The organism is Streptomyces sp. NPDC058650 (genome assembly GCF_042717315.1).
GTDB lineage: Bacteria > Actinomycetota > Actinomycetes > Streptomycetales > Streptomycetaceae > Streptomyces.
Map to the genome: position 1 here is coordinate 169,234 of NZ_JBHXRL010000014.1, position 25,921 is coordinate 195,154.

Consider the following 25,921-nt stretch of genomic DNA (forward strand, 5'->3'; position numbering starts at 1 on the left):
GACCACACGGACCGCACCGTCGAGCTCGTGCTGCGGGACATCACCCTCTGGACCGCCTCCCTCGTACGGCAGTTCCCCGAGCTCTCCGAAGAACTGGCCCCCGGCCGCCGCTCCCCCGCCGGGACCGCCCCCACCGCCCCGCACCCCGGTCGCGACGAGCTGATCCGCGAGGAGCGGCGCGAGGCGCTGCTCCTCGAACAGCGGCACGGCCTCTCCGTCCCCGGTCACGGCGCCGCCCCGATCCGGCTCCACATCTCCGACGCCATCCGTGACATCACCGACGGCGTGGTGGAGCTGGAGGACGCGGTCTGTGCCCGGCTCGCCCTGCCGCGGCCGCGCCGGGCCGGGGTGATCGAGCGGCTACGGCGGATCGTCGGGCTGCTCGACGCCGTCGCCGCCCATCCGGTCCTCGCCCGGCACGTCCGGGACGAGATCCGGCGGATGGCCCGCCGCTGCGCGCGGACGCTGGGCGACGCGGAGACGATCGTCCGGGTCTCGGGGCGCTGCCCGTGGTGCGACTCGGTGTCACTGCGGGCGTTCCCGGACCGGCGGGCGGTGCTGTGCGTGAACCCGGCGTGCGTGTGCACGGACGAGGCGTGCGGCTGCCAGGACGACCCCGCGTACCGGCACCTGTGGCCGGAGAGCGGGTGGGCGGAACTGACGGAGGCCGCGGGGACCCGTACCGAGGAGATCGAAGCGGCGATGGACGACACGAAGGAGACCTCATGCTGAGCTCGCCCGCGATGCGGGCGCTGCCCGCGCTTCCCGCCCTGCCCGCGCTGATCCCCGGGCCGCTCGCCGCCGAGGAGGCCGGGGTCGCCCCCGCGACGATCCGCAAGTGGGTCCAGCTGGGACACCTGCGGGCCGCGGGCAAGGCGGGCCGCGCCCAGCTCTTCCGCCTGGAGGACGTCTTCGCGGCGGAACGGCTGGCCCGTCGCCGTACCCGTACCGCCTGACCGCTCGTCACCGAAGCGCCCCGATTCCGGATCCGGAGTCGGGGCGCTTCGTCATGCCGTCAGGAAGCCGCGCAGGGAGCCGACCAACGTCTCGGCGAAGCGCTCGCGGACCGGCTCGGGGACGCGGTCGAGGGAGAGGTACGGATTGAGGTCCTCCAGCTCGACGAGGAGCAGCCCGCCCTCCGGGGTACGGCAGGCGTCGACGCGCTGGATGCCGTGGTCGAGGGTGTTCCAGTCGACGAAACGGCGGGCGAAGGCGAGGTCCTCGGCGGTCGGTTCGTACGGCTCCAGGACCCAGCGGCGCTCGGGGTCGGGGGCGTACAGGGCGTATTGGAAGAGGTCGTCGACGAAGTAGAAGGAGACCTCGTACCGGAAGGGGATGCGCGGCTGGACGAGGAGCTCGCCGTACGGGAGGGCGGCGAGCTCCTCGTACGCCACGAAGCGCAGGCCTATGGAGTCGGCGCCGGCCTTGGGCTTGACCGCGTACTCGGCGGCGTCGGGCAGCCGGTGGAGGTCCTCGGGGCGGTCGGCGGTGGGGATGACGGGGTACCCGGCGGCGGTGAGGTCGAGCAGGTACTGCTTGCCTGCCATGTCGCCGCGCCCGTGGAGGGGGTTGTAGACGCGGGTACCGAGGGCCAGGGCCCGCTCGCGGAAGGCCTCGTACTCCTTCTGATACGCGAGGACCGGGCCGCTGTTGCGGACGACGACGGCGTCGAAGCCCGCCATGAGGGCGGCGGCGTCGAGCGGGTGGCAGAGGGCGAGGTCGAAGTCGGCGCGCAGCCGGGCGGTGAGGTGGATGTCCTCGTCGCCGTAGCGCCGCCCGTTGGCCGGGTAGGCCAGGTCGGTCACGTAGAGCAGGCGGGGGCGGTCGGCGGTCACGGGCGGCTCCCTCGGTTCGGTGGCGGCCAACCTATCGAGCGGGTCGTCTTCGGACTCCGGGAGATCCCCTCTCCGTTCTAGTTGCGTGCGCGCACGATCGCTGTCACAGTTGGTGCAGCGGCGGAGCTGCGCCCGCAGGACGGGACGCGGCTCCGCCGTCCGCCGTCCGGGCGCGCTGCCGCGCCCCGCCCCCTCCCGCCGGAGCGCCCCGGACGGCACCCCGTCCCGCCATCCCTCCCCTCTCCCGAGGAGAACCGTCATGACCACTCCCCCGAGTGCTTTCCCGGACGTCGAGAAGCTGGTCGTCGACGTCCTCAAGGCCGACCCCGCCCTGGCCGGCGCGACCATCGCGGTCAACGCGCCGGCCGGCTTCGACGGCACCCAGAGCGCCGTCCTGGTGAACCGCCGCGGCGGCGCCTGGATCGGCGACCAGCACGTCGACATGCCGCTGATCGAGTTCGAGGTGTACGGGCCGAGCAAGACCGCCGCCCACGTCCTCGCCAACGCGGCCCGGCGGTGCCTGCTCGCCACCATCGGCAAGCAGCTCGGCGCCAACAACGTCGTCCACGACGTGGAGGAGCAGGACGGGCCGCGCTGGCTGCCCGACTACCTCTACCGGGGCGCCAACCGCTACCTCTGCGTGATCCGCCTCTCCCTGAGCGTCTTCTGAGCCGTTCCGGCTCCCTGACGGACGCTCACCCCACAGACCAGGCCTCGCCGTCCGGCGGGGCCTTTGCCGTACCCGGACCGGATGTCCGGGGGCGGTCGTCACCCCTCTCAACCCAAGGAGAAACACCACCATGGCTGGAAACAACTCTGCCGAGATCCGCGTCGCAGGTACCGGCAAGCTCTACGTGGCCGACGCCGGCACCGCCGCCCCGGCCGCCTTCGGCACCGACACCGGCGCCGACTGGACCGGTGCGGGCTGGAAGGACCTCGGTTTCACCACCGGCGACGGCGTCACCTTCTCCAAGAAGGACAAGCTGGAGGCCATCGACTCGTGGCAGTCGGTCTCCCCGGTGCACTACATCTACTCGGCCCGTGACCTCTCGCTGAAGTTCTCGATGCTCCAGTTCAACGAGCTGACGCTGCCCTTCTTCATGGGCGGTGGCGAGGTCAAGGCCGAGCCGGCCGCGGCCACGGACACCTACAAGTACGAGATCGCCGAGCGTCCGTTCTCCGACGTGCGCGCCCTCGGCCTGGAGTTCACCGACGTCAAGGCCGGTGGCACCACCGCGGTCACGTACCGCTTCATCATCTCGCGCGGCCAGGTCACCGCGTCCGACGACATCAAGCTGGCCCGCAAGGCCGCGTCCCAGCTGGGTGTGACCTTCACGGCCATGTCGCAGGGCGACGGCAAGCCGCTGGCGACCTTCCTCATGAAGGACACCCAGTACGGCACGGCGGTCTGATCCCCTTCCCCACCCGGGGCGGGACGGAGAGCTCCGTCCCGCCCCGCCCCCTCTCCTCTTCACTCACTCGAACAAGGAGTACGCATCACCATGGCCCGTTTCGACGTCAACGCCGCTCGCGCCCAGCGACAGGAGGCCCACGGCCGCGCCTGGTCCTTCGAGCTGGACGGCGAGAGCTACACCCTTCCCACCGAGCTCAGCCGCGCCACCGCCAAGGGGCTGCGGAAGCTCGACGACAACGACGTGGACGGCCTGCTCGCACTCCTGATGGGTGAGGAGCAGTTCAACCGCTTCGAACAGCACGACATCACCATGCAGGACATCGCCGCCATCTTGGAGGCCTACGGCAAGGAGACCGGGCTCGGCCTGGGGGAAGACTGAGCCTCGTCGAGTTCGTCGAAGAACACGCCGAGGCCCTTGAAGCGGACTTCCTCCGCTACTACGCCACCGATCTGCTCGACTGGCACCGCGGCGAGCTCTCCAGCCGCCGGGTCCTGGCGCTGATCAAGCACCTGCCGCGGGAGAGCGCCGTCCAGCGCGAGCTCCACGGCGAGGCCGCCGAGTGGTCGATCACCGACCATCTGCTGGCGGCCGCGGTCGACCATCTCGCCGTCGCCAACTGGATGTTCGCCTGCGTCAACACGGGCGAGGACGGCGATCCGCCCGAGGCGCCCAAGCCCGTCCCCCGTCCGGGAAGCACGGACGAGGACGGGGACGAGGGCGCGGAGGGCGAGGACCAGGACGGGCGGAACACGCCCGCCGGGGAGGACGAAGGAACGTCTCCCCACGCCCTCGCCCGGTTTTTCGGGTGATCCCGCGGCCCCCGGAGCCCCCTCCCGTCAGGGAGTGGGCTCCGGGGGCGCTTCCTGTGCTCGCTCGGCGGCCATGTCCTCGGCCAGGGCCCTGGCCCGGTCGGACAGCCGGCGCCCCTTGCTCGCGCGCGCGTCCGGTACGGCGGGTTCGGCCTCCGGCCCGGTTTCCTGGCCGGGTTCCGGGTCGCGGCGGTCGGCGGACGAGACGGGCTGGACCGGCACCCCGGCGAGCGGCGGGACGATCGGACGCCCGCCCTTGCCGCGGACGACCTTCCGTACCGGCTGGGCGTTCCGGCGGGTACGGCTCTCCTGGGCGGTCAGCAGGACCTCGGGTTCCGTGTCCCGGTCGGGCCCTGTCCGGTGCTCCGGTTCGGGCTCGGGGCGCTGGTCGAACAGCTCGCGCTCCTTGCGGACCCGCGCCTCGGCCTCGACGACGGCCGCGGGGGGTTCGAGGAGCCGGGCGAAGGGCAGCGCGATGACCCGGGCGCCCTCCTGGCCGACGTCCGTACGGCGCTGGGGGCGGCGGATTCCACGCGCGTCACCCTGGCCCTGCGCGTAGGCGTCGGCGACGCGCTTCTCGTACTCCCTGCGGATACGGGGAAGTTCGTCCGACACCGCCTCGGCCCAGCCGGCGGTGAACGCGGCGGTCTCCCGGCGGTCGATCTCGGCCCGCGGGATCACGACGAGTTCGTCGGGCGCGTACCCGGCGAGGTGGACGAGCTCCGAAAGGTAGGCGAACAGGTGGGGCAGATCGGGATGGGCGTCGAGCCAGTCGACTACCCGCTCCCCCCGGTTGGCGCCCGGCTCCGTTTCCATGCGTCAGTACTGCCTTCCGCCCCCTGGGGTCCCCGCGCGCCCCTCGCGCCCCTCGCGCCCCGAAGTGGTCGGCCCCAGGAATGCATCCTCCAGGTTACCCGGTCGAACGCATGAACCGATCAAGGGCCAACCCGTACGGGGAGCGCTGGAGGAGACACGCCGTCAGCAGTTTCCCACTCGACAAACCTCGAACAGATGTTCCACACTCTGTTCGCACAGAAGTTCGAATACGTGGTGCCCCCGCTCCTCACTCCGCGGCGCCGCCACATACGCACGGGCAAGCAACCGGAAGGCAGGCGTCCATGACCCAGCAGGCCGAGGCATCGCGACCGCAGATCCCTCTCCAGGACCGCCTCCGCCAGCTCCTCGACGGACCCGTCGCCCTCGACAAGAGAGCGTTGCTCGGCACGCTGTACGCCGAGGTCTCCCGCTACGAGACGCAGGCGTACGCGGCGGGCTGGAACGACGCCCTCGCGACGGTACGCCGCGGACCCCGCCGGGACGGGGACGCCTAGCCGCCGCCCGCTGCCCCTCCACGAACAAGCCCCTGCCGGCACCGGCGGGGGCTTTTCGGCGCTTGGCCTTCACGGGCCGGAAGCGGAGTAACTCATGGCAGAAGTAACGAACGCCGAACTCCAGCAACAGATCAACAACCTGCACCAGCGCCTGATCAGCGGCGAAGTCCCCATCAAGGTGACATACGCCAAGGACCCCATGGACCAGCGGAAGGAGGTGAAGGACCCCGACGGGACGAAGAAGGAGAAGGAGGAGACGTTCTCGATCTCCGAGTTCAAGGCCGCCCTCATCAAGGAACAGCCGAGGGTGGTCACCGACAACATGCTGCCGTTCGACTTCGTCAAGCGGTTCGCCGACATGTTCGAAGAGCTCCAGAAGGAGCCGTGGACGGAGTACTTCGAGGCCATGGGCCTGGACGGCTTCGCCGCCGCGTTCGAGAAGAACCAGGAGAAGAACGAGGACTGGAAGAGCTGGCTCTTCTCGGCCTTCACGGGCCTGTTCATCCCCCTGGTCGGCGCCATGATCGCCCTGATGTTCCTGACCAACTTCAAGATCATTCAGCGGCTTGCCCAGAAGGCGATCTTCAACGGGCTGTTCCGCTGGATCCCGTCCTTCCGAGACAAGATCTTCGCGATGGACGCCGACAACAGGGCCCCCAAGTTCCAGCGCACCGAGGATGTCAAGAAGCGCGAGCAACAGGCCGGCGGCGGCTTGGCCTCCCTCCCGGAGACCGCGAACTTCGACGGCCTGCGGCGGCAGCTCGAAGGGCTGATCCCGCAACTGGAGAAGTTCAACGCACACGCCCCCGCGTTCAACAGGGAGTTCCGCAAGCTGCCCAGCGAGGGCAAGGCCACCAAGGCGGGGAATGGCGTCAAGGCGGTCGCCGACGCCATCACCGGGGTGAACCACGAATCGATGCCCCTGATCGCCACCGGCATGGGCAAGATCAGCGACGCCGTGAAGACCTCGGATCCCAAGAAGACCACCGCGTTCGCCAATGCCATCGGCAAGCTCAAGACCTCCATGCAGGGCCTTGACGTGGACAAGGTCCCCAAGATGGCGACCTTCCAGAGCGCGGCCAACGCGGCCAGGGACCTCGCCCAGCACACCGGAACCCTCTCCGGGCGGATGAACGCGTTCGCGGCAGCTGTCCGTGAGCTCAACGGCGAGATGGGCGGCGGCGGCGCCGCCCCGTCCACGCCCTGATCCCACGTCACCCCGAAAGGAGGTAACCCATGTCTCTCATCAAAAACCTCAAGAACGCGTCCACGTCCCTCGGCAGCTTCAAGACCCAGGCATCCGGCGCCGCCACTTCCGTCAAGAAGGTCGGCGACTCCGGCAAGTCGGCGTCGGGGCAGCTCAAGACCCTCCGTACCAACGCCCAGGGCTCCGGCGGTGAGCTGAAGAAGCTCAAGACCGCCTCGGACCAGGCCGAGCGCGCCATGAAGAAGGCCGGCGACACCGCGCAGTCGGCCGGCGGCAAGCTCGGCAAGTACGAGTCGGGCGCCGGCAAGGCCGCCAAGGGCCAGGACAAGCTCAACAAGTCCATGAAGGGCAACATCCTCGCCCGGCTCCTCGAACTCTTCATGCCGCTCATCGAGAAGATCGTCGAGATGGCGATGCGCTCGAAGACGATGCAGACGGTCATGAAGAAGGCGTTCGACGCCATCAAGACCGTCATCAGCGCCGTCATGAAGGCCATCGGGCCGATCATGAAGAAGGCCGGCGACCTGATCAAGACGGTCTGGAACGGCATCAAGAGCGCCATCTCCACCGTCGTCAAGGCCGTCGCGACGGTCATCAAGACCTACGTGAACATCTGGAAGTCCGTCATCACCACGGTGATGAACGCGATCAAGAGCGTCATCAGCGGGGTCTGGAAGGGCATCAAGGCCGTCATCACGCCGGTCGTCGACTGGATCAAGACCGCGATCCCGAAGGCGTTCAGCGCCGTCAAGGAGAAGATGTCGGCCATCTGGAACGGCCTCAAGGACATCGCGTCCCGGGCGTTCGACGGCATCAAGAGCGGTGTGAAGGGCCCGATCAATTCCGTCATCGGCCTGATCAATTCGATGATCGGCAGCCTCAACCGCGTCAAGGTCAGCGTCCCCGGCTGGGTCCCGGTCGTCGGCGGCAAGACCTTCGGCGTCAACCTGCCGACCATCCCCATGCTCGCCACCGGTGGTGTCGTCATGCCCCGCCACGGCGGTGTCCCGGCGATCCTCGCCGAGGCCGGCGAGGCCGAGGCCGTCCTCCCGCTCTCCAAGCTGGACCGACTGCTCGCCCTCACCGCCCAGCGCGCCCGCACGGCCGCCGGCTCCCAGCTCGGCCGGGAGGGCGCCGGACTGCACATCGAGCACTACCACGCCGCCCGCAACAACGACCCCCAGTCCACGGCGGATGCCCTGATGTACCTGGCGAAGGCACGCGGATGAGTGCCGTCGCAGCCATGCCGAACTTCCGCGGGGTCGCCGCACCGATGGGCAACCTGCGGCGGGGGATCGACGGGGCGGGCGGCTCACTGAGACAGCTCAGGCAGGGCGTTCGACATGCGGCCAGGGGCGCCGGCGACCTCAACACCGCGGTCCGCAACGCCGGAACCACCCTGCGGAACCTCGGCCGCGACGCCTCCGGCGCCGCCACCGCCATGACCAAGATCCGCCGCTCCACCGCGCCCGCCGGCGTCAAGCGGTTCGGCACCGCCGCCGGCAAGGCCCGGACCGCCGCCGCCAAGATCGGCACCGGTGTCGGCGCCATCCTCGCCCTCCTGATCCCGATGCTCCCCGTCACCGACGTCATCACCAAACTGATGGGCACCTTCGGCACCGTCATGACCGTCGCCTCGGTCGCCATGACCGCCATCAACGTCGCCATGCGGGCCAACCCGCTCGGCTTCGTCGTCGGCATCATCGTGCCCATCGCGGCGGCCATCATCGAGTTCGCGCTGAACTCCGAGACCGGCCAGCAGATCATGCAGCAGGTCTTCGAGCGCGCCCTCGCGGTCATCGAGGAGATCTGGGCGTTCCTCGCCCCGTTCGTGGAGATGATCGGGACGGCGGTCGGGACCTACTTCGAGGGGTACCTGGCCGTGATCACCGGAGTGATCACGGGCATCGGCGTCGTCATCGGCGGGGTGTCGCAGCTCGGCTCCGCCGTCTCCTCGGCGTGGAACGCGCTGCGCGGGATCGCCTCGGGCGCGATGGACGGCATCAAGAACGCCGTACGGCCGGTGGTCTCCTGGATCACCGACTCCGTCCCCGGCTTCTTCCGGACCGCGAAGGACGCGGTCTCCGGGGCCCTGCGCGGGATCGGCGACCTGATCAAGGGTGCCCTGAGCAGCGTGATCGGGGTCGTCAAGGGACCGATCAACGGCCTGATCGCCTTCGTCAACTGGATCATCGACGGTCTCAACAAGCTCAGCTTCGAGATCCCCCTCACCGGCAAGAAGTTCGGCGTCGACCTCGACAAGATCCCGATGCTCGCCGACGGCGGCATCGTCTTCCCCGGCGGCGACGCGGACGAGTACCGCATCGACTCGCTCTCCCAGCTGGAGAACCGCCGCGTCCCGGCCCTCGCCGAGCCGCCCCGGCGGCCGCACCGCATCCGGGAGTTCCACGAGGCGCCGGGCGCCGGGCCCCGGTCGGCCGCCGAGGACCTGCTCTTCCTCGCGACCGCCCGCGGCTGATCGGCCGCCCGCGCCGACGACCGTCCGCCGCCGACGCCGCCGACGACCCTCCGCGGCCGCCGCCGCCGAACGACCGTCCGCCGCCGACCACCCCGCCGACCTCCCATCAGAAGTGAGGTGACGGCCCCCATGGCCGAGACCACCACCGCATACGCCGGAAACACCTACACCGCCGACCTCGCGCCCGGCTCACTGATCACCCAGGACGGGCAGATCCAGTGGGCCGGGCTTCTCATCGGGCCCGGCACGCCGTTCAACATCGACAAGTCCGGTCTGTCGGGCTGGGAAGACCTGCCCGAGTACGACTCCTCCGACGCCGACCGGCCGACCTCCCACGGCGCCTGGCCGGGCTCCCGGTTCGCCAAGCCGCGCAAGGTCGGCGGCACGATCGTGCTGATTCCCGAGTACAACCACGCCGCCGAGGCCATCCGCGCACTGCGCCAGGCACTCGCCCTCCTCGACGAGGAGCGCTGGCTCACCGTCCGGCTGCACGGCGAGCTGCTCGCCGTGCGCGCCCGGATCGCCCAGCGCGTCGTCCCCGCCGACCAGGGCTTCGCCACCCAGGGCAGCTCGCGCATGTCCGTCCAGTGGCTGGCGTCCGACCCGCGCCGGTACGGCATCACCGAGCAGATGGTCAGCACGACGGCCCCGCAGCCCGAGCGAGGTCTCGTATGGCCGCTCACCTGGCCGCTCGCCTGGGGCGAGGCGAAGAGCACCGGTGACGCCGTCGCCGAGAACACCGGCTCCGCCGCCTGCCATCCGGTGATCGTCTTCCGCGGCCCGTGCTCCGTCCCCACCGTCACGGAGCGGACCACGCGCCGCCGGCTGCGGTACGCGATCGACCTGGCCGCCGGCGACGAACTCGTCGTCGACACCGGCGCGGGCACGGTCATGCTCAACAACTCCGCGTCGCGCCGGCACACCGCGATGGCCGACTCCAACCCGGAGGAGCTGTTCGCGCTCGAACCGGGCCGCACCGAACTGTCCTTCCGGCCCGACTCGGCCACGCCGGACGCCACGATGACGGTCCGCTGGCGCAGCGCCGAATGGTGACCCGCCGCCTCTGATCCCGGCCCCTGACGCCCGGCCTCTGACAACCGGCCCCTGACGTCCGGCCCCTGACCCCCGGCGCCTGCCCCTCCCCTGGCCTGCGCCCGCCGCGCCGCACGTCCCCGATCGCCACACCCCTGATCCCGCCACCCCGACCGTCACGGAGAGGTGACCCATGACCGTACGCGCCGCTTGGCTCCAGACCACCGGCCAGACCCGCGAGGACACCCGGCTCGCCCTCGCCGCCCTGCTCACCCCCAGTGGCCAGAGCGCCGAAGAGACCCCGCTGCGCTCGCGGCCGGGCATCGTGCCGGGTGGTTTCGTCCTCACCGGCAGCTCGCCCATGCAGTGCACCATCGGCACCGGACGGGCGATCGTCCAGGGCAAGGACACCGCCCAGGGCGCCTACCCCGTCGCCGTCACCTCCCCGGAGCTCCTCACCATCGCCGACGGCGACCCGATGTACGACCGGATCGACCTGATCGAACTGGCCGTCGTCGACGACGCCTACGACCGCACCGGTGCCACGGAGGCGGTGGTACGCCTGGTCAAGGGCGCCCCCGCCGCCTCCCCCACCGTGCCGGCGAGCGGACCGGGCAGCACGATCCCGCTCTACACGGTCCTCGTTCCGAAGGGCATCTCCGCCGGCGCCGGCGGCATCCAGTGGACCACCTCGGCGGTCACCACCATGCACTGGCCGGTCGTGGCCCTCGGCGGCATCCTGCCCACCAGCGGCTTCAAGGGCGCGTACGTCGGCCAGTACCGCGACGCCGCGGGGCTCCTCCAGCGCTGGGACGGGACGACCTGGGTCTCGTACCCCAAGCCCATCGGCGGCATCGCCCCCAGCACCACGACCACCGGCGGCTACACCGGCCAGTACCGGGACAACGGCGGCGGACTGCAGCGCTGGAGCGGTTCCTCCTGGCAGTACGTCGAAGGCGCCTCGACCGTGCTGTTCAGCGCCACGCAGTGGCTGACCGCCCAGGCGCAGAGCATCGCCCCCAACACCTGGACCGTGCTCAGCCTGCCCACCGTCGAGATCGACGACGCCGCCGCCTGGACCACGAACACCACCTACGTCGTGCCGCGCACCGGCTGGTGGCGGGTCTCCGCACACGCCACCTGGGCCAATGAATCCCAGACCGGCATGCGCGGCGCCCGCGTCATGGTCGCCGGCGCCGGACAGTCCCGGCTGACCTGGCTCACCCCCGCCGGCAACGGCGCCATATCCGTGGGCGGCAGCGGCCTGATCAGGATCGTCGCCGGCGAGACCCTCCAGCTCGCCGGCTTCCACAGTCACACCGCGGCGATCAAGACCCTCGGCGGCTCGGGCTACGCCTGCAACCTCTCCGCCGAATGGATCAAGTCCTGATACCCCCGACCGCCGAACCGTCCCTCGACTCCTCGAACGGAGAATCCCCATGAACCTGCGCAGCAGCTGGGTCGCCGAGACCGGCCAGACCCGTGAGGACACCCGCCTCACCCAGACCGGCGTGACGACGCTGACCAACCCCGTCCAGGTCCGATCCGGCGTCCTGCCGGGCTCGTACACCGGCGAGCACCGGCTGTCCGGCTTCTGGACGTTCGGCGCCTCCGCCATGACGGCGACGGTCTCCGAGGGCCGTGCCGTGATCCAGGGCGAGATCTCCCAGGGCGTCTACCCGGTGACCATGCCGAGCTCCGCGGACGTCACCTTCGATCCGGGCGACGCCCAGTACGGCCGCATCGACCTGATCGTCCTCCGGATCTACGACAACCTCTACGACTCCTCGAACCGCAACGAGGCGAAGGTCGAGATCATCAAGGGCGTCCCGGCCCAGTCCCCGCAGGCTCCGGCCGTCCCGCCGCGCAGCCTCGCGCTGTACCGGGTGACCGTCCCGGCCACCGTCAGCGCGGGCAACGGCGGCATCCCGTGGGCCACCGCCCTCCAGGACCTGCGCACCCCGGTCGTCGCCCTCGGCGGCATCCTCCCCGTCGAGGGCCCGGTCTTCCCGGGCGCCTACCCGGGCCAGTACCAGGACTCCGGCGGCGCCCTCCAGCGCTGGGACGGCAGCGCCTGGGTGCCGTACCCGTCCGCGCTCGGCGGCATCGCCCCGGCCGGCACCGTCACCACCGCCAGTTACGCGGGCCAGTACCGGGACGCCGGCGGCACCCTCCAGCGCTGGAACGGGAACGCCTGGGTGCCGATCGGTGGCATCGCCCCGGCCGGCACCGTCACCACCGGCAGCTACCCGGGCCAGTACCGGGACACCACGGGCGGCCAGCTCCAGCGCTGGAACGGCACGGCGTGGGGGCCCGCGGTGCCCGGGCCGTACTTCGTCGACAACAGCGACTACGGCGACACCACGTCGCTCACATGGACCTCGACACTCGCGGGACGCGCCACGAACCCGCTCACGCTCAACTTCGTCGCCCCGCCGTCGAGGTCCGTCGTGGTCAGCTTCGGCGCCCGCATGAAGTCGCACAGTGCCGACCACTACGCGTTCATGGCTCTCAAGCTCACCCAGGGAGCGACGGTCGTGGGCGACCTGGACGACGAGTACGCGACGGTCGCCGCCAGCCCGCACCTGATCTCGGTGGCCACCACGCGCCGGCTGTCGAACCTGACCGCGGGCGCGACGTACTCCCTCACGGCCTTCTTCAAGATGGTCACCAACTCCACGGCGCTCAAGGGTGGTTACGACAACACGTTCATCAAGGTCGACCCGCTTCCGTAACCGCCGCCCGCCACGACCTCTCCGGGAGAACCCATGACCTTGCACACCGGTTGGCTCGCCCCCACAGGACAGACCCGCCAGGGCACCCGCCACACCGCCGTCGGTGCCACCACCCCGGCCACTCCGCTCACCGCCCGCTCCGGCGTCCTGCCCGGCACCAACGACGGCAAGTACCGCGTCGGTGGTCTGTGGATGAGCGGCAGCGGCCCGATGACCGCCACCGTCTACGCGGGCCGGGCCGTCGTCCAGGGACCGGCTGTCCAGGGCGCCTACCCCGTCACGCTCGACCAGGACACCTCCGTCACCTTCGCCGACGGCGACCCGCTGAACGACCGCATCGACCTCGTCGTCCTCCGCGTGTACGACGACCAGTGGGACGGCTCGCGGCGGAGCGAGGCCGCCATCGAGATCGTCAAGGGCACCCCGTCGGCCGTCCCCGCGGTCCCGGCGGCGCCCCCGGTCTCCCTCCCCCTGTTCGGCGTCAAGGTGGTGGCCGGCACCTCCGCCGGCACCAACGGCATCCTCTGGTCGGGGACCGGCATCGTCACCGACCTGCGCGTCACGACGGCGGGCGTCGGCGGCATCCTGCCCGTCTACAACAACGCGGCCGTGCCCGGCGCCTACCCGGGCCAGTACCAGGACAACGACAACGCGCACTTCCTCCAGCGCTGGGACGGCACCGGCTGGGTCGCGTACCCCAGGGAGATCGGCGGCATCGCCGCCAACGGCACACTCCCCACGGGAAGTTACGTGGGGCAGTTCCGCGAGGCGAACGGTGTGCTCCAGCGCTGGAACGGCACCACCTGGGCGAACTACCACCCGCCGTACGACCACGAGACCATCACCACCGGCGCCGTCGCGCAGACCGGCTGGAACCTGTCCTCGTTCTGGGGCCGCCGCACCCGTGACGGCGTCGTCACCGTGCGCATCAACCTCACCCGCAGCGGCCCGGAAATCACCGCCAGCGCCAGCGGCGGCATCAGCGACTACCCCCTCGTCACCCTGCCGGCGGGCTGGGGCCCGGGCGCGACGTTCGAGGCCGTGGCCACCAACGTCGTGGGTTCCGGCACCGCCACCATCTATGGCTACTCGCCGGTCACTCTGCGCGACTGGAGCGCCAACGGCTCCATCTACACCGGCGGGGTCCTGTACGTCTCCGCCACCTACGTCCAGTAAGGGAGGAACACGATGGCACTCGACACCCCCTACCGGGCGATCTTCTGTGACCTGCTGACCGACCAGACCATCGACATCCTGCCCCTGCGGGACGTCCAGTTCGACGACTACATCGGCAAGGCCGGCTCCCTCTCCGGCACCATCCCCATCCCCGACCGGGCGATCGCCGCGCGCGTCCACCAGGTCCAGGAGGGCCGCACCGCGGTCTACCTGGAGCGCGGCGGCGACCTGTGGTGGGGCGGCATCATCTGGACCAGCACCCTGCAGAGCAGCGAGCGCGGGGTGCTGACGCTGTCCATCCAGGCCGCGACCTTCGACTCGTACGCCGCGCGCCGCCGCATCCGCACGAAGATCGACGTCACGACGCCCACCGACCAGCTGGAGATCGCCCGGAGGCTCTGGGAGGAACTCCAGAAGGCCAACGGCGGCACCATCCGCGTCGAGTACGGGGAGGAGGTCTCCCCGACCAAGCGGACCGCGAGCTGGCGCAAGGGCGACGAGACCCTCTACTCGGAGGCGCTCGAACAGCTCGCCTCCCTCGACGAAGGCTTCGAGCACCAGATCATGGTCTACCGGGACCCGGTCGACGGGCGGCGGGTCCGGCAGCTCCGGCTCGGCGCCCCCAAGATCCGTACCGGCGCCACCGACCTGGTCTTCGACCGGCCCGGCACGATCCTGTCGTACTCCTTCCCGCGCGACGCGACCCGCGGCGGCACCACCGCCCTGGCGCGCGGCGCGTCGATCAACAGCAACGCCGCCGCCGAGTCCCGGCCGCTGTTCTCGGGAGAGAAGGAATCCGCCCTGATCAAGGGCGGCTGGCCCCGGATAGACCTGTCGTCGGACCACAACGAGATCACCTCCCAGGCCACCCTGGAGAAGATGGCCGACGCCGAACTCGCCTCGGCGGCCGGCGCCGTCGTGATCCCCGAGATCACCATCCGCCTCGGCGGGGTCGTGCCACCGGCGCTGCTCGGCCGCTCCGCCCGGATCCGGATCACCGACGAGTGGCACACCCCCGGCCTCGACGCCCGCTACCGGATCATCGGCGTCAAGGTCAGGCCGCCGGAGCGCGGCCGCCCCGACACCGCCGAGCTCTACCTTGAGGAGGCCTGATGCCCCAGCTGCCCGAGGACATCATCGACCGGCTCACCCAGATGGAGCGCCGGATCCAGGCGCTGTCCACCGCGGTCAACACGCGGCCCGCCATGAACGAGGTCAGCGAGGGCGCGTTCAACGTCAAGCTGCCGAACGGCACCTCCGTGCTCCAGGTCGGCAAGTGGGACGAGGACCCGGAGAAGAGCGAGTACGGGGTGGCGGTACGCCGCCAGACCGGCGAGCTGGCCATCGCGCTCTACAACGGCAGCGGCAGCGACACCACCCGCCAGGTGCTGCGGCTGTACGACTCGTACGGCCACGAGGTCTTCTCCGACGACATCGTCAAGGGCGGCCTCGCCCGGCCCTGGCTCGCGATGCTGCCGCCGCAGGACCTCGCCTCCGCGAACTGGCCGGCGACGAGTTCCCTGAACAACTGGGCGACCATCGCCCGCTCCTACAACCCGGTCTGGCAGCCGCGGATGCGCCTGCTGATGGAGACCCGTGCCAGCGCGGGCGCGGCCGGCGAGGTGAAGGTGATCATCGACGGCGCCACCCAGTTCGGCGGGATCGTCGCCGCGGGCAGCCAGTTCGACGTCACCGACGCCATCGTCAGCGACATCACGACGCGCTTCGGCACCACCGCCAAGATCGAGATCCAGGCCCGCGTCACCAGTGCCTCCGGCACCGTCTACGCCAAGCCGGTGCTGATGTACGGCACCCAGAGCTGAGCCGTCCCGCCCCCATGGAGAGGAACCCCGCATGATCATCGACCCGGCACAGCCCTGGGGCGTGGCCATCGACTACGCCGGCCGCGCCACCGTCACCGACGGCGGCCACACCGTCGACGTCCGCATCCACGACACCACGATGGGCGGCCCGCTGGAGGTGGATCCGATGACCGGCGAGTACCCGCAGGTCTACGTGACCGCCCAGCTCGGCGAGGCCGGCGCGGCCGGCTCCGCGCTGCGCGGCAGCGGCCTCGTCATCCTCAACGCGCAGGGCGGCCTGCCGGTCGCCCCGAACCAGGAGGCCGTACGCGACGCCGTCGCCGCCGCACTCGCCGACTTCGAGACGCGCCGGACGGCCTACGCCGCGCTCTGCGCCACCTGGGCACCGCCGGCCCCGGACCCGGACCCGACGCCCACCCCGGACCCGGAGCCGACCCCGACACCGACGCCGGAGCCGACCCCGACACCGACGCCGGAGCCGACCCCGACACCGGAGCCGATCCCGGAGCAGCCGCCCACCGAGCCCTCCAAGGAGCCGGTCCCGGACCCCGCGCCCGAGTCCGCCAAGGGCCCGGAGCCCACCCCGGCCGCGTAGCCGCCGCCCCCGCCCCACCCGTACGTACGCCCGCCCGAGCGCGGGCCTTCTTCATGTCCGGAGGACACCAGATGGCCACTCCCCTCTCCGCGGACCGGCTCCTCGCCGCACTCCGCGCCGAAGGCGTCACCGTCGTCGAACACCCCGGCTGGCGCACCCACAACCGCAATCACACCGGTGCCTGGGGCCCCGTCACCGGCGTGATGATCCACCACACCGTCTCCACCGGCACCGCCTCCTCCGTCGAGCTCTGCTTCAACGGCTACGAGGGCCTGCCCGGCCCGCTCTGCCACGGCGTCATCGCCAAGGACGGCACCGTCCACCTCGTCGCCAACGGCCGCGCCAACCACGCCGGCGGCGGCGACCCGTCCGTCCTCCAGGCCGTGATCAGCGAGACGTACGGGGACCGGCCCCCGGCCCCCCGCGCCCACCAGGGCACCCCGAACGCCGTCGACGGGAACTCCCGCTTCTACGGCTTCGAGTGCGTCAACCTCGGCAACGGCACCGACCCCTGGCCCGCCGCCCAGCTCGACGCGATCGAGCGGGTCTCCGCCGCCCTGTGCCGGGCCCACGACTGGGGCGCCAGGTCCGTCATCGGCCACCTGGAGTGGTCCGACTGGAAGAGCGACCCCAAGGGCTTCGGCATGCCGACGATGCGCGACCGCGTCCAGGCCCGCCTCAACAAGGCCCCCGCCAAGAACACCCCCACCTCCGGCAAGCCCGCCCCGCCCCGCCTCCAGCCCTTCCCGGGCACCTCGTTCTTCCGCAAGGAGACGAGCTCGCCGATCATCACCGCGATGGGCCGCCGCCTCGTCGCGGAGGGCTGTTCCGCGTACGGCGTCGGCCCCGGCCCCCGCTGGAGCGAGGCCGACCGCCGCAGCTACGCCAAGTGGCAGCACAAGCTCGGCTTCCGCGGCTCCGACGCAGACGGCGTCCCCGGCGCCGCCTCCTGGAACGCGCTGAAGGTCCCGTACACGAAGTAGCCCCGTACCGGAGAGGAGAACCCCCGATGTCCGATGCCGCCAAGCGCACGGCCCGCACCGTCCTCCAGTCCGCCGTCGGCATCGCCGTCGTGCTCCCCGCGATCGTCGACGCGTCCGGCGTCCCCGCGACCCTCCCCTGGGTCGCCGGGGCGCTGGCCGTCGCCGGCGGACTGGCCCGGGTGATGGCCCTCGACGCGGTGCAGACCCTGCTGCCGTCCTGGCTGCGCAGCTCCCCAGGAGGTGCCGATGACCGAGTCTGATCCGAACGACCCCGTCGCCGTCGCCCTCGAACTGGAACGCCTCCGCGGCACCCTGGAGGCCGGTTTCGCCCGCGTCGACGGCTCGCTCGCGCTGCTCGTCCAGCGCAGCGACCAGACCGACAGACAGCTGGCCGACCACGAGGCCCGACTCGACGCCCTGGAGCGCGCCCGCTGGCCGCTGGCCAGCATCGCCGCGCTCACCGCGAGCGCCGGCGTGCTCGTCGCGGTCTGGGAACTGGCCGCCAGGTGACGAAGCCCCGCCGACCCCTCTTGTGAAACGAATGCCGAAGGGCGGCCACCCCGCAATCGGGGTGACCGCCCTTCGGTTCGCACTACTTACTGGTTGTACGGACCGTAGTCGTAGTCCTCCAGCGGAACGGCCTGGCCGGAGCCCGAGCCGAACGGCGAGTAGTCGATGTCGTCGTAGCCGACGGCCGAGTACATCGCGGCCTTGGCCTCTTCGGTCGGCTCCACCCGGATGTTGCGGTAGCGGGCGAGGCCCGTACCGGCCGGGATGAGCTTACCGATGATGACGTTCTCCTTGAGGCCGACCAGGGAGTCCGACTTGGCGTTGATCGCCGCGTCGGTCAGAACCCGGGTGGTCTCCTGGAAGGACGCCGCCGACAGCCACGACTCGGTGGCGAGCGAGGCCTTGGTGATACCCATCAGCTGCGGACGGCCGGAGGCGGGGTGACCGCCCTCGGTGACCACACGACGGTTCTCGGTCTCGAACTTCGAGCGCTCGACGAGCTCGCCCGGCAGCAGCTCCGCGTCGCCGGACTCGATGATCGTCACGCGGCGCAGCATCTGCCGGATGATGATCTCGATGTGCTTGTCGTGGATCGACACGCCCTGCGAGTTGTAGACCTTCTGGACCTCGGCGACCAGGTGGACCTGGACCGCACGCTGACCGAGGATGCGCAGCACGTCGTGCGGGTTGGTCGCACCCACGGTGAGCTTCTGGCCCACCTCGACGTGGTCGCCCTCGCCCACGAGCAGACGGGCACGCTTCGAGATCGGGAACGCCGTCTCGTCGGTGCCGTCGTCCGGGGTGACGACGATCTTCTTGGTCTTCTCGGTCTCCTCGATACGGATGCGGCCGGCCGCCTCCGAGATCGGGGCGACACCCTTGGGCTGACGAGCCTCGAAGAGCTCGACGACACGGGGCAGACCCTGGGTGATGTCGTCACCGGCCACACCACCGGTGTGGAAGGTACGCATCGTCAGCTGGGTACCGGGCTCACCGATGGACTGGGCGGCGATGATGCCGACCGCCTCACCGATGTCGACCAGCTTGCCGGTGGCGAGCGAACGGCCGTAGCAGAACGCACACGTACCGACGGCGGACTCACAGGTCAGGACCGAACGGGTCTTGACCTCCTCCACGCCCGCGTTGACGAGGGCGTCGATGAGCACGTCACCCAGGTCGACGTTGGCCGGCGCGATGACCTTGCCGTCGACGACGACGTCCTCGGCGAGCATCCGCGCGTACACGGAGGTCTCGACGTCGTCCGTCTTCCGCAGGACACCGGTCTCGTCCTTGGCCGCGATCCGCAGCTTCAGACCGCGCTCGGTGCCACAGTCCTCCTCGCGGATGATGACGTCCTGCGAGACGTCCACCAGACGACGGGTCAGGTAACCCGAGTCGGCGGTACGCAGGGCGGTGTCGGCGAGACCCTTACGGGCACCGTGCGTCGAGATGAAGTACTCGAGGACGGTGAGGCCCTCACGGAACGACGCCTTGATGGGACGCGGGATCGTCTCGTTCTTGGCGTTCGACACCAGACCACGCATACCGGCGATCTGACGCATCTGCATCATGTTTCCTCGGGCACCCGAGTCAACCATCATGAAGATGGGGTTCGTCTTGGGGAAGTTCGCGTTCATCGCCTCGGCAACCTCGTTGGTCGCCTTGGTCCAGATCGCGATGAGCTCCTGCGTGCGCTCTTCCTTGGTGATCAGGCCGCGCTCGTACTGCTTCTGGACCTTCTCGTCCTGCGCCTCGTAGCCCTTGACGATCTCCTTCTTCGCCTCGGGAACGACGACGTCGGAGATGGCCACGGTGACACCGGAACGGGTCGCCCAGTAGAAGCCCGCCGCCTTCAGGTTGTCGAGCGTCGCCGCCACGATGACCTTGGGGTAGCGCTCGGCGAGGTCGTTGACGATCTCGGAGAGCTGCTTCTTGCCGACGGAGTAGTCGACGAACGGGTAGTCCTCGGGCAGCAGCTCGTTGAAGAGCGCGCGACCCAGGGTCGTCCGCAGACGGAACGAGTCACCCTGCTGCCACTCACCGGCGGCGATGCTGTCCTCACCGTCCGCCGTGACCGGGGGAACCCAGCCGCGGGGAGCGACGGTGCCGACGGGGAAGCGGATGTCGATCTCGGACTGCAGCGCCAGCTCGCCGGCGTCGAACGCCATGATCGCCTCGGCCGTGGAGCCGAACGCGCGGCCCTCGCCCTTGGTGTCACGGAGCTCACCGTCGGTGGTCAGGAAGAACAGACCGAGGACCATGTCCTGGGTCGGCATCGTGACCGGACGGCCGTCGGCCGGCTTCAGGATGTTGTTCGAGGACAGCATCAGGATGCGGGCCTCGGCCTGCGCCTCCGCGGAGAGCGGCAGGTGCACGGCCATCTGGTCACCGTCGAAGTCCGCGTTGAACGCGGTGCAGACGAGCGGGTGGATCTGGATGGCCTTGCCCTCGACCAGCTGGGGCTCGAAGGCCTGGATGCCGAGGCGGTGCAGCGTGGGCGCACGGTTCAGCAGAACCGGGTGCTCGGCGATGACCTCTTCGAGGACGTCGTACACGACCGTGCGGCCGCGCTCGACCATCCGCTTGGCGCTCTTGATGTTCTGCGCGTGGTTCAGGTCCACCAGGCGCTTCATCACGAACGGCTTGAAGAGCTCCAGCGCCATGGCCTTCGGCAGACCGCACTGGTGCAGCTTCAGCTGCGGACCGACGACGATGACGGAACGCGCGGAGTAGTCCACACGCTTGCCGAGCAGGTTCTGACGGAAACGACCCTGCTTGCCCTTCAGCATGTCGCTGAGGGACTTCAGGGGACGGTTACCGGGACCGGTCACCGGACGACCACGACGACCGTTGTCGAAGAGGGCGTCCACGGCCTCCTGAAGCATGCGCTTCTCGTTGTTCACGATGATCTCGGGCGCGCCGAGGTCAAGGAGTCGCTTCAGACGGTTGTTGCGGTTGATCACACGGCGGTACAGGTCGTTCAGGTCGGAGGTCGCGAAGCGGCCACCGTCCAGCTGCACCATCGGACGCAGGTCCGGCGGGATCACCGGCACGCAGTCGAGAACCATGCCCTTGGGGCTGTTCGCGGTCTGCAGGAACGCGGAGACGACCTTGAGGCGCTTGAGCGCACGGGTCTTCTTCTGGCCCTTGCCGGTACGGATGATCTCGCGGAGGCGCTCGGCCTCCTCCTCGAGGTCGAACGACTCGAGGCGCTTCTGCAGCGCCGCGGCACCCATCGAACCGTCGAAGTACGTGCCGAAGCGGTCACGCAGCTCGCGGTAGAGGAGCTCGTCGCCCTCCAGGTCCTGGACCTTGAGGTTCTTGAAGCGCGACCAGACCTCGTCCAGACGGTCGATCTCGCGCTGCGCACGGTCGCGCAGCTGCTTCATCTCGCGCTCGGCACCCTCGCGCACCTTGCGGCGCACGTCGGCCTTCGCACCCTCGGCCTCAAGCTCGGCGAGGTCGTTCTCGAGCTTCTTGGCGCGGGCCTCCAGGTCGGAGTCGCGACGGTTCTCGATCTGCTGACGCTCGACGGAGACGTGCGCCTCAAGGGAGGGCAGGTCACGCGTACGACGCTCGTCGTCGACGAACGTGATCATGTACGCCGCGAAGTAGATGACCTTCTCGAGGTCCTTCGGGGCGAGGTCGAGCAGGTATCCGAGGCGCGACGGGACGCCCTTGAAGTACCAGATGTGGGTGACGGGAGCGGCGAGCTCGATGTGGCCCATCCGCTCACGACGCACCTTGGCGCGGGTGACCTCGACGCCACACCGCTCACAGATGATGCCCTTGAAGCGGACACGCTTGTACTTGCCGCAGTAGCACTCCCAGTCCCGGGTCGGACCGAAGATCTTCTCGCAGAAGAGTCCGTCCTTCTCGGGCTTGAGCGTGCGGTAGTTGATGGTCTCCGGCTTCTTGACCTCGCCGTGGCTCCACTGACGGATGTCGTCAGCGGTAGCCAGACCGATCCGGAGCTCGTCGAAGAAGTTGACGTCGAGCACTATGCGTCAATCCCTCTCAGGGTTGTAAGTCTTGGGGTCTGGAACGGGGGTCCTGGGGCCGGCCGGGGGTTCATCGCTGAACCCCCGGTCCGGACTCCCGTCAGACCTCTTCGACGCTGCTCGGCTCGCGCCGGGACAGGTCGATACCGAGCTCCTCCGCTGCGCGGAAGACGTCCTCGTCGGTGTCGCGCATCTCGATGGACATGCCGTCCGAAGAGAGCACCTCCACGTTGAGGCACAGGGACTGCATCTCCTTGATGAGCACCTTGAAGGACTCGGGGATGCCGGGCTCAGGGATGTTCTCGCCCTTGACGATGGCCTCGTAGACCTTCACGCGGCCGGTCACGTCGTCGGACTTGATCGTCAGCAGCTCCTGGAGGGCGTACGCGGCGCCATAAGCCTCCAGCGCCCACACCTCCATCTCACCGAAGCGCTGGCCACCGAACTGGGCCTTACCACCCAGCGGCTGCTGGGTGATCATCGAGTAGGGACCGGTCGACCGAGCGTGCAGCTTGTCGTCGACCAGGTGGTGGAGCTTGAGGATGTACATGTACCCGATGGAGATCGGGTCCGGGAACGGCTCGCCGGAGCGGCCGTCGAACAGCCTCGCCTTACCGGTCGGCTGCACCATGCGCTCGCCGTCGCGGTTCGGGATGGTGTGGTTCAGCAGACCCGCGAGCTCGTCCTCACGCGCACCGTCGAACACCGGGGTGGCGACGTTGGTGCCCGGGGCGACCTGGTCGGCGCCGATCGCCTGGAGGCGCTGCGCCCAGTCGTCCGCGAGCCCGGAGACGTCCCAGCCGCGGCTGGCGAGCCAGCCGAGGTGGATCTCCAGGACCTGTCCCGGGTTCATTCGGGACGGGACACCCAGCGGGTTGAGGATGATGTCGACCGGCGTGCCGTCCTCGAGGAAGGGCATGTCCTCGATCGGAAGGATCTTGGAGATGACACCCTTGTTGCCGTGACGGCCGGCGAGCTTGTCACCATCGGTGATCTTGCGCTTCTGGGCGACGTAGACGCGGACCAGCTGGTTCACGCCCGGGGGAAGCTCGTCGCCCTCCTCGCGGTCGAAGACGCGGACGCCGATGATCTTGCCGATCTCGCCGTGCGGCACCTTCAGCGAGGTGTCACGGACCTCACGGGCCTTCTCACCGAAGATCGCGCGGAGCAGACGCTCCTCCGGGGTCAGCTCGGTCTCGCCCTTGGGCGTGACCTTGCCGACGAGGATGTCGCCGGCGACGACCTCGGCACCGATACGGATGATGCCGCGCTCGTCGAGGTCGGCGAGGACCTCCTCGGAGACGTTCGGGATGTCCCGGGTGATCTCCTCCGGGCCGAGCTTGGTGTCACGGGCGTCGACCTCGTGCTCCTCGATGTGGATCGAGGAGAGGACGTCGTCCTGCACGAGGCGCTGCGACAGGATGATCGCGTCCTCGTAGTTGTGACCCTCCCACGGCATGAACGCCACGAGCAGGTTCTTGCCGAGCGCCATCTCGCCGTCTTCGGTGGCGGGACCGTCGGCGAGGACCTGGCCCTCGATGACGCGGTCGCCCTCGTCCACGACGACCTTCTGGTTCACAGAGGTGCCCTGGTTGGAGCGGGAGAACTTGTGCAGGCGGTACGTGATGTACGTGCCGTCGTCGTTGGCGACCGTGACGTAGTCGGCCGACAGCTCCTGGACGACACCGTCCTTCTCGGCCTTGAGCACGTCACCGGCGTCGGTGGCACAGCGGTACTCCATGCCGGTGCCGACGAGCGGGGCCTCGCTCTTGATGAGCGGGACGGCCTGACGCATCATGTTCGCGCCCATGAGGGCACGGTTGGCGTCGTCGTGCTCGAGGAACGGGATCATGGCGGTCGCGACCGACACCATCTGGCGCGGCGAGACGTCCATGTAGTCCACCTCGGACGGCAGGACGTAGTCGACCTCGCCGCCACGCTTACGCACCAGGACGCGGTTCTCGGTGAGCCGCATGTCGTCGTTGAGCGCGGCGTTGGCCTGCGCGATGACGAAGCGGTCCTCCTCGTCGGCGGTGACGTAGTCGACCTCGTCGGTGACCTGGCCGTCGACGACCTTGCGGTACGGCGTCTCGATGAAGCCGAACGCGTTGACGCGGCCGTACGAGGCGAGCGAACCGATCAGACCGATGTTCGGGCCTTCGGGGGTCTCGATCGGGCACATGCGTCCGTAGTGGGACGGGTGCACGTCTCGGACCTCGAAGCCGGCCCGCTCACGGGACAGACCACCAGGGCCCAGCGCCGAGAGACGACGCTTGTGCGTCAGACCCGACAGCGGGTTGTTCTGGTCCATGAACTGGGACAGCTGGCTGGTGCCGAAGAACTCCTTGATGGAGGCGACGACCGGCCGGATGTTGATCAGGGTCTGCGGCGTGATCGCCTCGACGTCCTGGGTGGTCATGCGCTCACGCACGACGCGCTCCATACGAGCCAGACCCGTACGGACCTGGTTCTGGATGAGCTCGCCGACGTTACGCAGACGACGGTTGCCGAAGTGGTCGATGTCGTCGGTCTCGACGACGATCTCGTTGCCGTTCTCGCCGATCGTCTCGGTCTCGCCCGCGTGGAGCTTGACCAGGTACTTGATCGTGGCGATGACGTCGTCGGTGGTGAGCACGCCGGCGTCCAGCGGCTCGTCGGCGCCGAGCTTCTTGTTCACCTTGTAGCGGCCGACCTTCGCGAGGTCGTAGCGCTTCGGGTTGAAGTAGAGGTTCTCGAGCAGCGTCTGAGCGGCCTCACGGGTCGGCGGCTCACCCGGACGCAGCTTGCGGTAGATGTCGAGCAGCGCGTCGTCCTGGCCCTGGGTGTGGTCCTTCTCCAGGGTGGCGCGCATGGACTCGTACTCGCCGAACTCCTGCAGGATCTGCTCGGTGGTCCAGCCGAGAGCCTTCAGCAGTACGGTGACCGACTGCTTGCGCTTGCGGTCGATGCGGACACCGACCAGGTCGCGCTTGTCGATCTCCATCTCCAGCCAGGCACCCCGGGACGGGATGATCTTGGCGGAGAAGATGTCCTTGTCGGACGTCTTGTCGATCGAGGAGTCGAAGTAGACACCCGGCGATCGGACCAGCTGCGACACCACGACACGCTCGGTGCCGTTGATGACGAAGGTGCCCTTGTTGGTCATGAGCGGGAAGTCGCCCATGAAGACCGTCTGGGACTTGATCTCGCCGGTCTCGTTGTTGGTGAACTCGGCGGTGACGAAGAGCGGGGCACCGTACGTGAAGTCACGGTCCTTGCACTCGTCGATCGAGTTCTTCGGCGGCTCGAAACGGTGGTCGCGGAAGGTCAGCGACATCGACCCGGAGAAGTCCTCGATCGGCGAGATCTCCTCGAAGATCTCTTCCAGGCCGGACTTCGTGGGGACGTCCTGTCCCGACTCAAGGGCAGCCTCGACGCGAGCCTTCCAGGCGGCGTTACCGAGCAGCCAGTCAAAACTCTCGGTCTGCAGCGCGAGGAGGTTCGGAACCTCGAGGGGCTCCTTGATCTTTGCAAAGGAGATGCGCAGCGGGGCGGTGCTTGCGCCGTTGTTCGTATTGGTCGAGGCGTTGCGCGAGGCGGCCAAGAGGGGGTCCTTCCGAGGGCTCGGACTCACTACGCGCGTACCGGTCCCCAGCAATGCTTTGCGGCAGACTTTTCCTGACATGACCAAAAGGCCAGTTCAGACGGGGTCGGTCCACGAAGCGGATGCGAAGGTATGCCCCTGGTGACGGGCAGGGGGCAGCTAACAGGCAGCGCAAAGGGTCAGTGTAGCCACTTGGCTCACTGATGTCCAGGGCGAATAATTCGCGACCCTCGTTGCTCTCAACTCCGCGGTACCTCGCGCCGTGTGGCGCACCTCGATACTGCCCGTTCAGTCGTCGATCCATGCCTCGGATACGGATCGTTGTGACGACGCGTCCTGAGAATTGCGCGCTGCGTGCGGTTCGTCAAGGCCCCCCGGTCTGCGGGGCGCACGGCGAAGATCACCAT

General features: G+C 69.4%; 24 protein-coding genes. 19 read left to right on the forward strand and 5 right to left on the reverse strand.

Translation table 11 applies throughout. The features are described from left to right. Nucleotides 1-27 precede the first annotated feature (27 nt). Together ACFWWU_RS24525 and ACFWWU_RS24530 are read left to right on the forward strand one after the other, a co-directional pair. Nucleotides 28-732, forward strand: a complete 705-nt coding sequence (locus tag ACFWWU_RS24525) for a hypothetical protein (RefSeq protein ID WP_384147976.1) — start codon at nt 28-30, stop codon at nt 730-732. Next, nucleotides 726-956, forward strand: a complete 231-nt coding sequence (locus ACFWWU_RS24530) for a hypothetical protein (protein WP_384147945.1) — start codon at nt 726-728, stop codon at nt 954-956. The genes ACFWWU_RS24525 and ACFWWU_RS24530 overlap by 7 nt, the downstream gene beginning before the upstream one ends. 51 nt (nt 957-1,007) lie before the next feature. Here the strand turns inward: ACFWWU_RS24530 and ACFWWU_RS24535 are convergent, their stop codons facing one another. Next, a complete protein-coding gene (locus ACFWWU_RS24535) occupies nt 1,008-1,835 on the reverse strand; it encodes a hypothetical protein (protein ID WP_384147946.1) in 828 nt (275 codons plus the stop codon). A 259-nt stretch (nt 1,836-2,094) separates the two neighbouring features. On the opposite strand from ACFWWU_RS24535, the gene ACFWWU_RS24540 reads away from it, so the two are divergent. The 3 genes from ACFWWU_RS24540 to ACFWWU_RS24550 all read left to right on the forward strand — a co-directional run bounded on the left by ACFWWU_RS24540 (nt 2,095) and on the right by ACFWWU_RS24550 (nt 3,628). After that, complete coding sequence (locus ACFWWU_RS24540) at nt 2,095-2,505, forward strand: hypothetical protein (RefSeq protein ID WP_384147947.1); 411 nt, start codon at nt 2,095-2,097, stop codon at nt 2,503-2,505. A gap of 130 nt (nt 2,506-2,635) precedes the next feature. After that, nucleotides 2,636-3,247, forward strand: a complete 612-nt coding sequence (locus ACFWWU_RS24545; protein WP_384147948.1) for a phage tail protein — start codon at nt 2,636-2,638, stop codon at nt 3,245-3,247. 90 nt (nt 3,248-3,337) lie between these two features. Next, nucleotides 3,338-3,628 (forward strand): hypothetical protein, encoded by a 291-nt coding sequence (locus tag ACFWWU_RS24550; protein WP_384147949.1) that lies wholly within the window; start codon nt 3,338-3,340, stop codon nt 3,626-3,628. Here ACFWWU_RS24550 and ACFWWU_RS24555 read toward each other — a convergent pair. Both ACFWWU_RS24555 and ACFWWU_RS24560 read right to left on the reverse strand, forming a co-directional pair. Beyond that, nucleotides 3,589-4,035 carry a hypothetical protein gene (locus ACFWWU_RS24555; protein ID WP_384147950.1) on the reverse strand — a complete coding sequence of 149 codons (447 nt, stop codon included), beginning with the start codon at nt 4,033-4,035 and terminating at the stop codon, nt 3,589-3,591. The genes ACFWWU_RS24550 and ACFWWU_RS24555 overlap by 40 nt on opposite strands. A 51-nt stretch (nt 4,036-4,086) precedes the next feature. Next, on the reverse strand, nt 4,087-4,875 hold the full coding sequence (locus tag ACFWWU_RS24560) for a hypothetical protein (protein WP_384147951.1): 789 nt from the start codon (nt 4,873-4,875) through the stop codon (nt 4,087-4,089). A 302-nt stretch (nt 4,876-5,177) separates the two neighbouring features. Between ACFWWU_RS24560 and ACFWWU_RS24565 the strand changes: the two genes are divergently transcribed. From ACFWWU_RS24565 to ACFWWU_RS24630, 14 genes are all read left to right on the forward strand, one after another. Beyond that, nucleotides 5,178-5,390 (forward strand): hypothetical protein, encoded by a 213-nt coding sequence (locus tag ACFWWU_RS24565; protein WP_384147952.1) that lies wholly within the window; start codon nt 5,178-5,180, stop codon nt 5,388-5,390. A gap of 94 nt (nt 5,391-5,484) precedes the next feature. Next, the gene (locus ACFWWU_RS24570; RefSeq protein ID WP_384147953.1) at nt 5,485-6,597 is read left to right on the forward strand and encodes a hypothetical protein; all 1,113 of its coding nucleotides are present in this window, start codon (nt 5,485-5,487) and stop codon (nt 6,595-6,597) included. 29 nt (nt 6,598-6,626) lie between these two features. Continuing rightward, a complete protein-coding gene (locus ACFWWU_RS24575) occupies nt 6,627-7,826 on the forward strand; it encodes a phage tail protein (RefSeq protein ID WP_384147954.1) in 1,200 nt (399 codons plus the stop codon). Next, nucleotides 7,823-9,076, forward strand: a complete 1,254-nt coding sequence (locus ACFWWU_RS24580) for a tape-measure protein (protein ID WP_384147955.1) — start codon at nt 7,823-7,825, stop codon at nt 9,074-9,076. Before ACFWWU_RS24575 ends, ACFWWU_RS24580 begins: the two co-directional genes overlap by 4 nt. A gap of 129 nt (nt 9,077-9,205) precedes the next feature. Next, nucleotides 9,206-10,129 carry a phage distal tail protein gene (locus ACFWWU_RS24585; protein WP_384147956.1) on the forward strand — a complete coding sequence of 308 codons (924 nt, stop codon included), beginning with the start codon at nt 9,206-9,208 and terminating at the stop codon, nt 10,127-10,129. A gap of 172 nt (nt 10,130-10,301) precedes the next feature. Next, nucleotides 10,302-11,498, forward strand: coding sequence for a hypothetical protein (locus tag ACFWWU_RS24590; protein WP_384147957.1), 1,197 nt, complete (start codon nt 10,302-10,304; stop codon nt 11,496-11,498). 49 nt (nt 11,499-11,547) lie between these two features. Beyond that, on the forward strand, nt 11,548-12,843 hold the full coding sequence (locus ACFWWU_RS24595) for a hypothetical protein (RefSeq protein WP_384147958.1): 1,296 nt from the start codon (nt 11,548-11,550) through the stop codon (nt 12,841-12,843). A gap of 33 nt (nt 12,844-12,876) precedes the next feature. Then, a complete protein-coding gene (locus ACFWWU_RS24600) occupies nt 12,877-14,019 on the forward strand; it encodes a hypothetical protein (protein ID WP_384147959.1) in 1,143 nt (380 codons plus the stop codon). A gap of 12 nt (nt 14,020-14,031) precedes the next feature. Further along, complete coding sequence (locus ACFWWU_RS24605) at nt 14,032-15,132, forward strand: hypothetical protein (RefSeq protein WP_384147960.1); 1,101 nt, start codon at nt 14,032-14,034, stop codon at nt 15,130-15,132. Continuing rightward, the gene (locus ACFWWU_RS24610; RefSeq protein WP_384147961.1) at nt 15,132-15,842 is read left to right on the forward strand and encodes a hypothetical protein; all 711 of its coding nucleotides are present in this window, start codon (nt 15,132-15,134) and stop codon (nt 15,840-15,842) included. The genes ACFWWU_RS24605 and ACFWWU_RS24610 overlap by 1 nt, the downstream gene beginning before the upstream one ends. A 31-nt stretch (nt 15,843-15,873) precedes the next feature. Then, nucleotides 15,874-16,437 carry an ATP-binding protein gene (locus ACFWWU_RS24615; protein ID WP_384147962.1) on the forward strand — a complete coding sequence of 188 codons (564 nt, stop codon included), beginning with the start codon at nt 15,874-15,876 and terminating at the stop codon, nt 16,435-16,437. Between the two features lie 71 nt (nt 16,438-16,508). Then, the gene (locus ACFWWU_RS24620) at nt 16,509-17,420 is read left to right on the forward strand and encodes a peptidoglycan-binding protein (RefSeq protein ID WP_384147963.1); all 912 of its coding nucleotides are present in this window, start codon (nt 16,509-16,511) and stop codon (nt 17,418-17,420) included. A gap of 26 nt (nt 17,421-17,446) precedes the next feature. Then, on the forward strand, nt 17,447-17,680 hold the full coding sequence (locus ACFWWU_RS24625) for a hypothetical protein (protein WP_384147964.1): 234 nt from the start codon (nt 17,447-17,449) through the stop codon (nt 17,678-17,680). Next, nucleotides 17,667-17,930, forward strand: coding sequence for a hypothetical protein (locus ACFWWU_RS24630; RefSeq protein WP_384147965.1), 264 nt, complete (start codon nt 17,667-17,669; stop codon nt 17,928-17,930). The genes ACFWWU_RS24625 and ACFWWU_RS24630 overlap by 14 nt, the downstream gene beginning before the upstream one ends. Nucleotides 17,931-18,016: 86 nt before the next feature. Here the strand turns inward: ACFWWU_RS24630 and ACFWWU_RS24635 are convergent, their stop codons facing one another. Both ACFWWU_RS24635 and rpoB read right to left on the reverse strand, forming a co-directional pair. Further along, nucleotides 18,017-21,931 (reverse strand): DNA-directed RNA polymerase subunit beta', encoded by a 3,915-nt coding sequence (locus tag ACFWWU_RS24635; RefSeq protein ID WP_384147966.1) that lies wholly within the window; start codon nt 21,929-21,931, stop codon nt 18,017-18,019. A 100-nt stretch (nt 21,932-22,031) separates the two neighbouring features. Continuing rightward, nucleotides 22,032-25,514 carry a DNA-directed RNA polymerase subunit beta gene (gene rpoB / locus ACFWWU_RS24640; protein ID WP_317598343.1) on the reverse strand — a complete coding sequence of 1,161 codons (3,483 nt, stop codon included), beginning with the start codon at nt 25,512-25,514 and terminating at the stop codon, nt 22,032-22,034. Nucleotides 25,515-25,921: the final 407 nt, after the last annotated feature.

Bases quoted from the DNA above. Each gene is read 5' to 3' on its own strand.
- ACFWWU_RS24590 (WP_384147957.1), top strand. From the start codon at position 10,302: ATGACCGTACGCGCCGCTTGGCTCCAGACCACCGGCCAGACCCGCGAG.
- ACFWWU_RS24585 (WP_384147956.1), top strand. From the start codon at position 9,206: ATGGCCGAGACCACCACCGCATACGCCGGAAACACCTACACCGCCGAC.
- ACFWWU_RS24530 (WP_384147945.1), top strand. From the start codon at position 726: ATGCTGAGCTCGCCCGCGATGCGGGCGCTGCCCGCGCTTCCCGCCCTG.
- ACFWWU_RS24595 (WP_384147958.1), top strand. From the start codon at position 11,548: ATGAACCTGCGCAGCAGCTGGGTCGCCGAGACCGGCCAGACCCGTGAG.
- ACFWWU_RS24545 (WP_384147948.1), top strand. From the start codon at position 2,636: ATGGCTGGAAACAACTCTGCCGAGATCCGCGTCGCAGGTACCGGCAAG.
- ACFWWU_RS24560 (WP_384147951.1), bottom strand. From the start codon at position 4,875: ATGGAAACGGAGCCGGGCGCCAACCGGGGGGAGCGGGTAGTCGACTGG.
- ACFWWU_RS24550 (WP_384147949.1), top strand. From the start codon at position 3,338: ATGGCCCGTTTCGACGTCAACGCCGCTCGCGCCCAGCGACAGGAGGCC.
- ACFWWU_RS24570 (WP_384147953.1), top strand. From the start codon at position 5,485: ATGGCAGAAGTAACGAACGCCGAACTCCAGCAACAGATCAACAACCTG.
- ACFWWU_RS24625 (WP_384147964.1), top strand. From the start codon at position 17,447: ATGTCCGATGCCGCCAAGCGCACGGCCCGCACCGTCCTCCAGTCCGCC.
- ACFWWU_RS24540 (WP_384147947.1), top strand. From the start codon at position 2,095: ATGACCACTCCCCCGAGTGCTTTCCCGGACGTCGAGAAGCTGGTCGTC.
- ACFWWU_RS24630 (WP_384147965.1), top strand. From the start codon at position 17,667: ATGACCGAGTCTGATCCGAACGACCCCGTCGCCGTCGCCCTCGAACTG.
- ACFWWU_RS24620 (WP_384147963.1), top strand. From the start codon at position 16,509: ATGGCCACTCCCCTCTCCGCGGACCGGCTCCTCGCCGCACTCCGCGCC.
- ACFWWU_RS24605 (WP_384147960.1), top strand. From the start codon at position 14,032: ATGGCACTCGACACCCCCTACCGGGCGATCTTCTGTGACCTGCTGACC.
- ACFWWU_RS24615 (WP_384147962.1), top strand. From the start codon at position 15,874: ATGATCATCGACCCGGCACAGCCCTGGGGCGTGGCCATCGACTACGCC.
- ACFWWU_RS24575 (WP_384147954.1), top strand. From the start codon at position 6,627: ATGTCTCTCATCAAAAACCTCAAGAACGCGTCCACGTCCCTCGGCAGC.
- ACFWWU_RS24565 (WP_384147952.1), top strand. From the start codon at position 5,178: ATGACCCAGCAGGCCGAGGCATCGCGACCGCAGATCCCTCTCCAGGAC.
- ACFWWU_RS24580 (WP_384147955.1), top strand. From the start codon at position 7,823: ATGAGTGCCGTCGCAGCCATGCCGAACTTCCGCGGGGTCGCCGCACCG.
- ACFWWU_RS24600 (WP_384147959.1), top strand. From the start codon at position 12,877: ATGACCTTGCACACCGGTTGGCTCGCCCCCACAGGACAGACCCGCCAG.
- ACFWWU_RS24610 (WP_384147961.1), top strand. From the start codon at position 15,132: ATGCCCCAGCTGCCCGAGGACATCATCGACCGGCTCACCCAGATGGAG.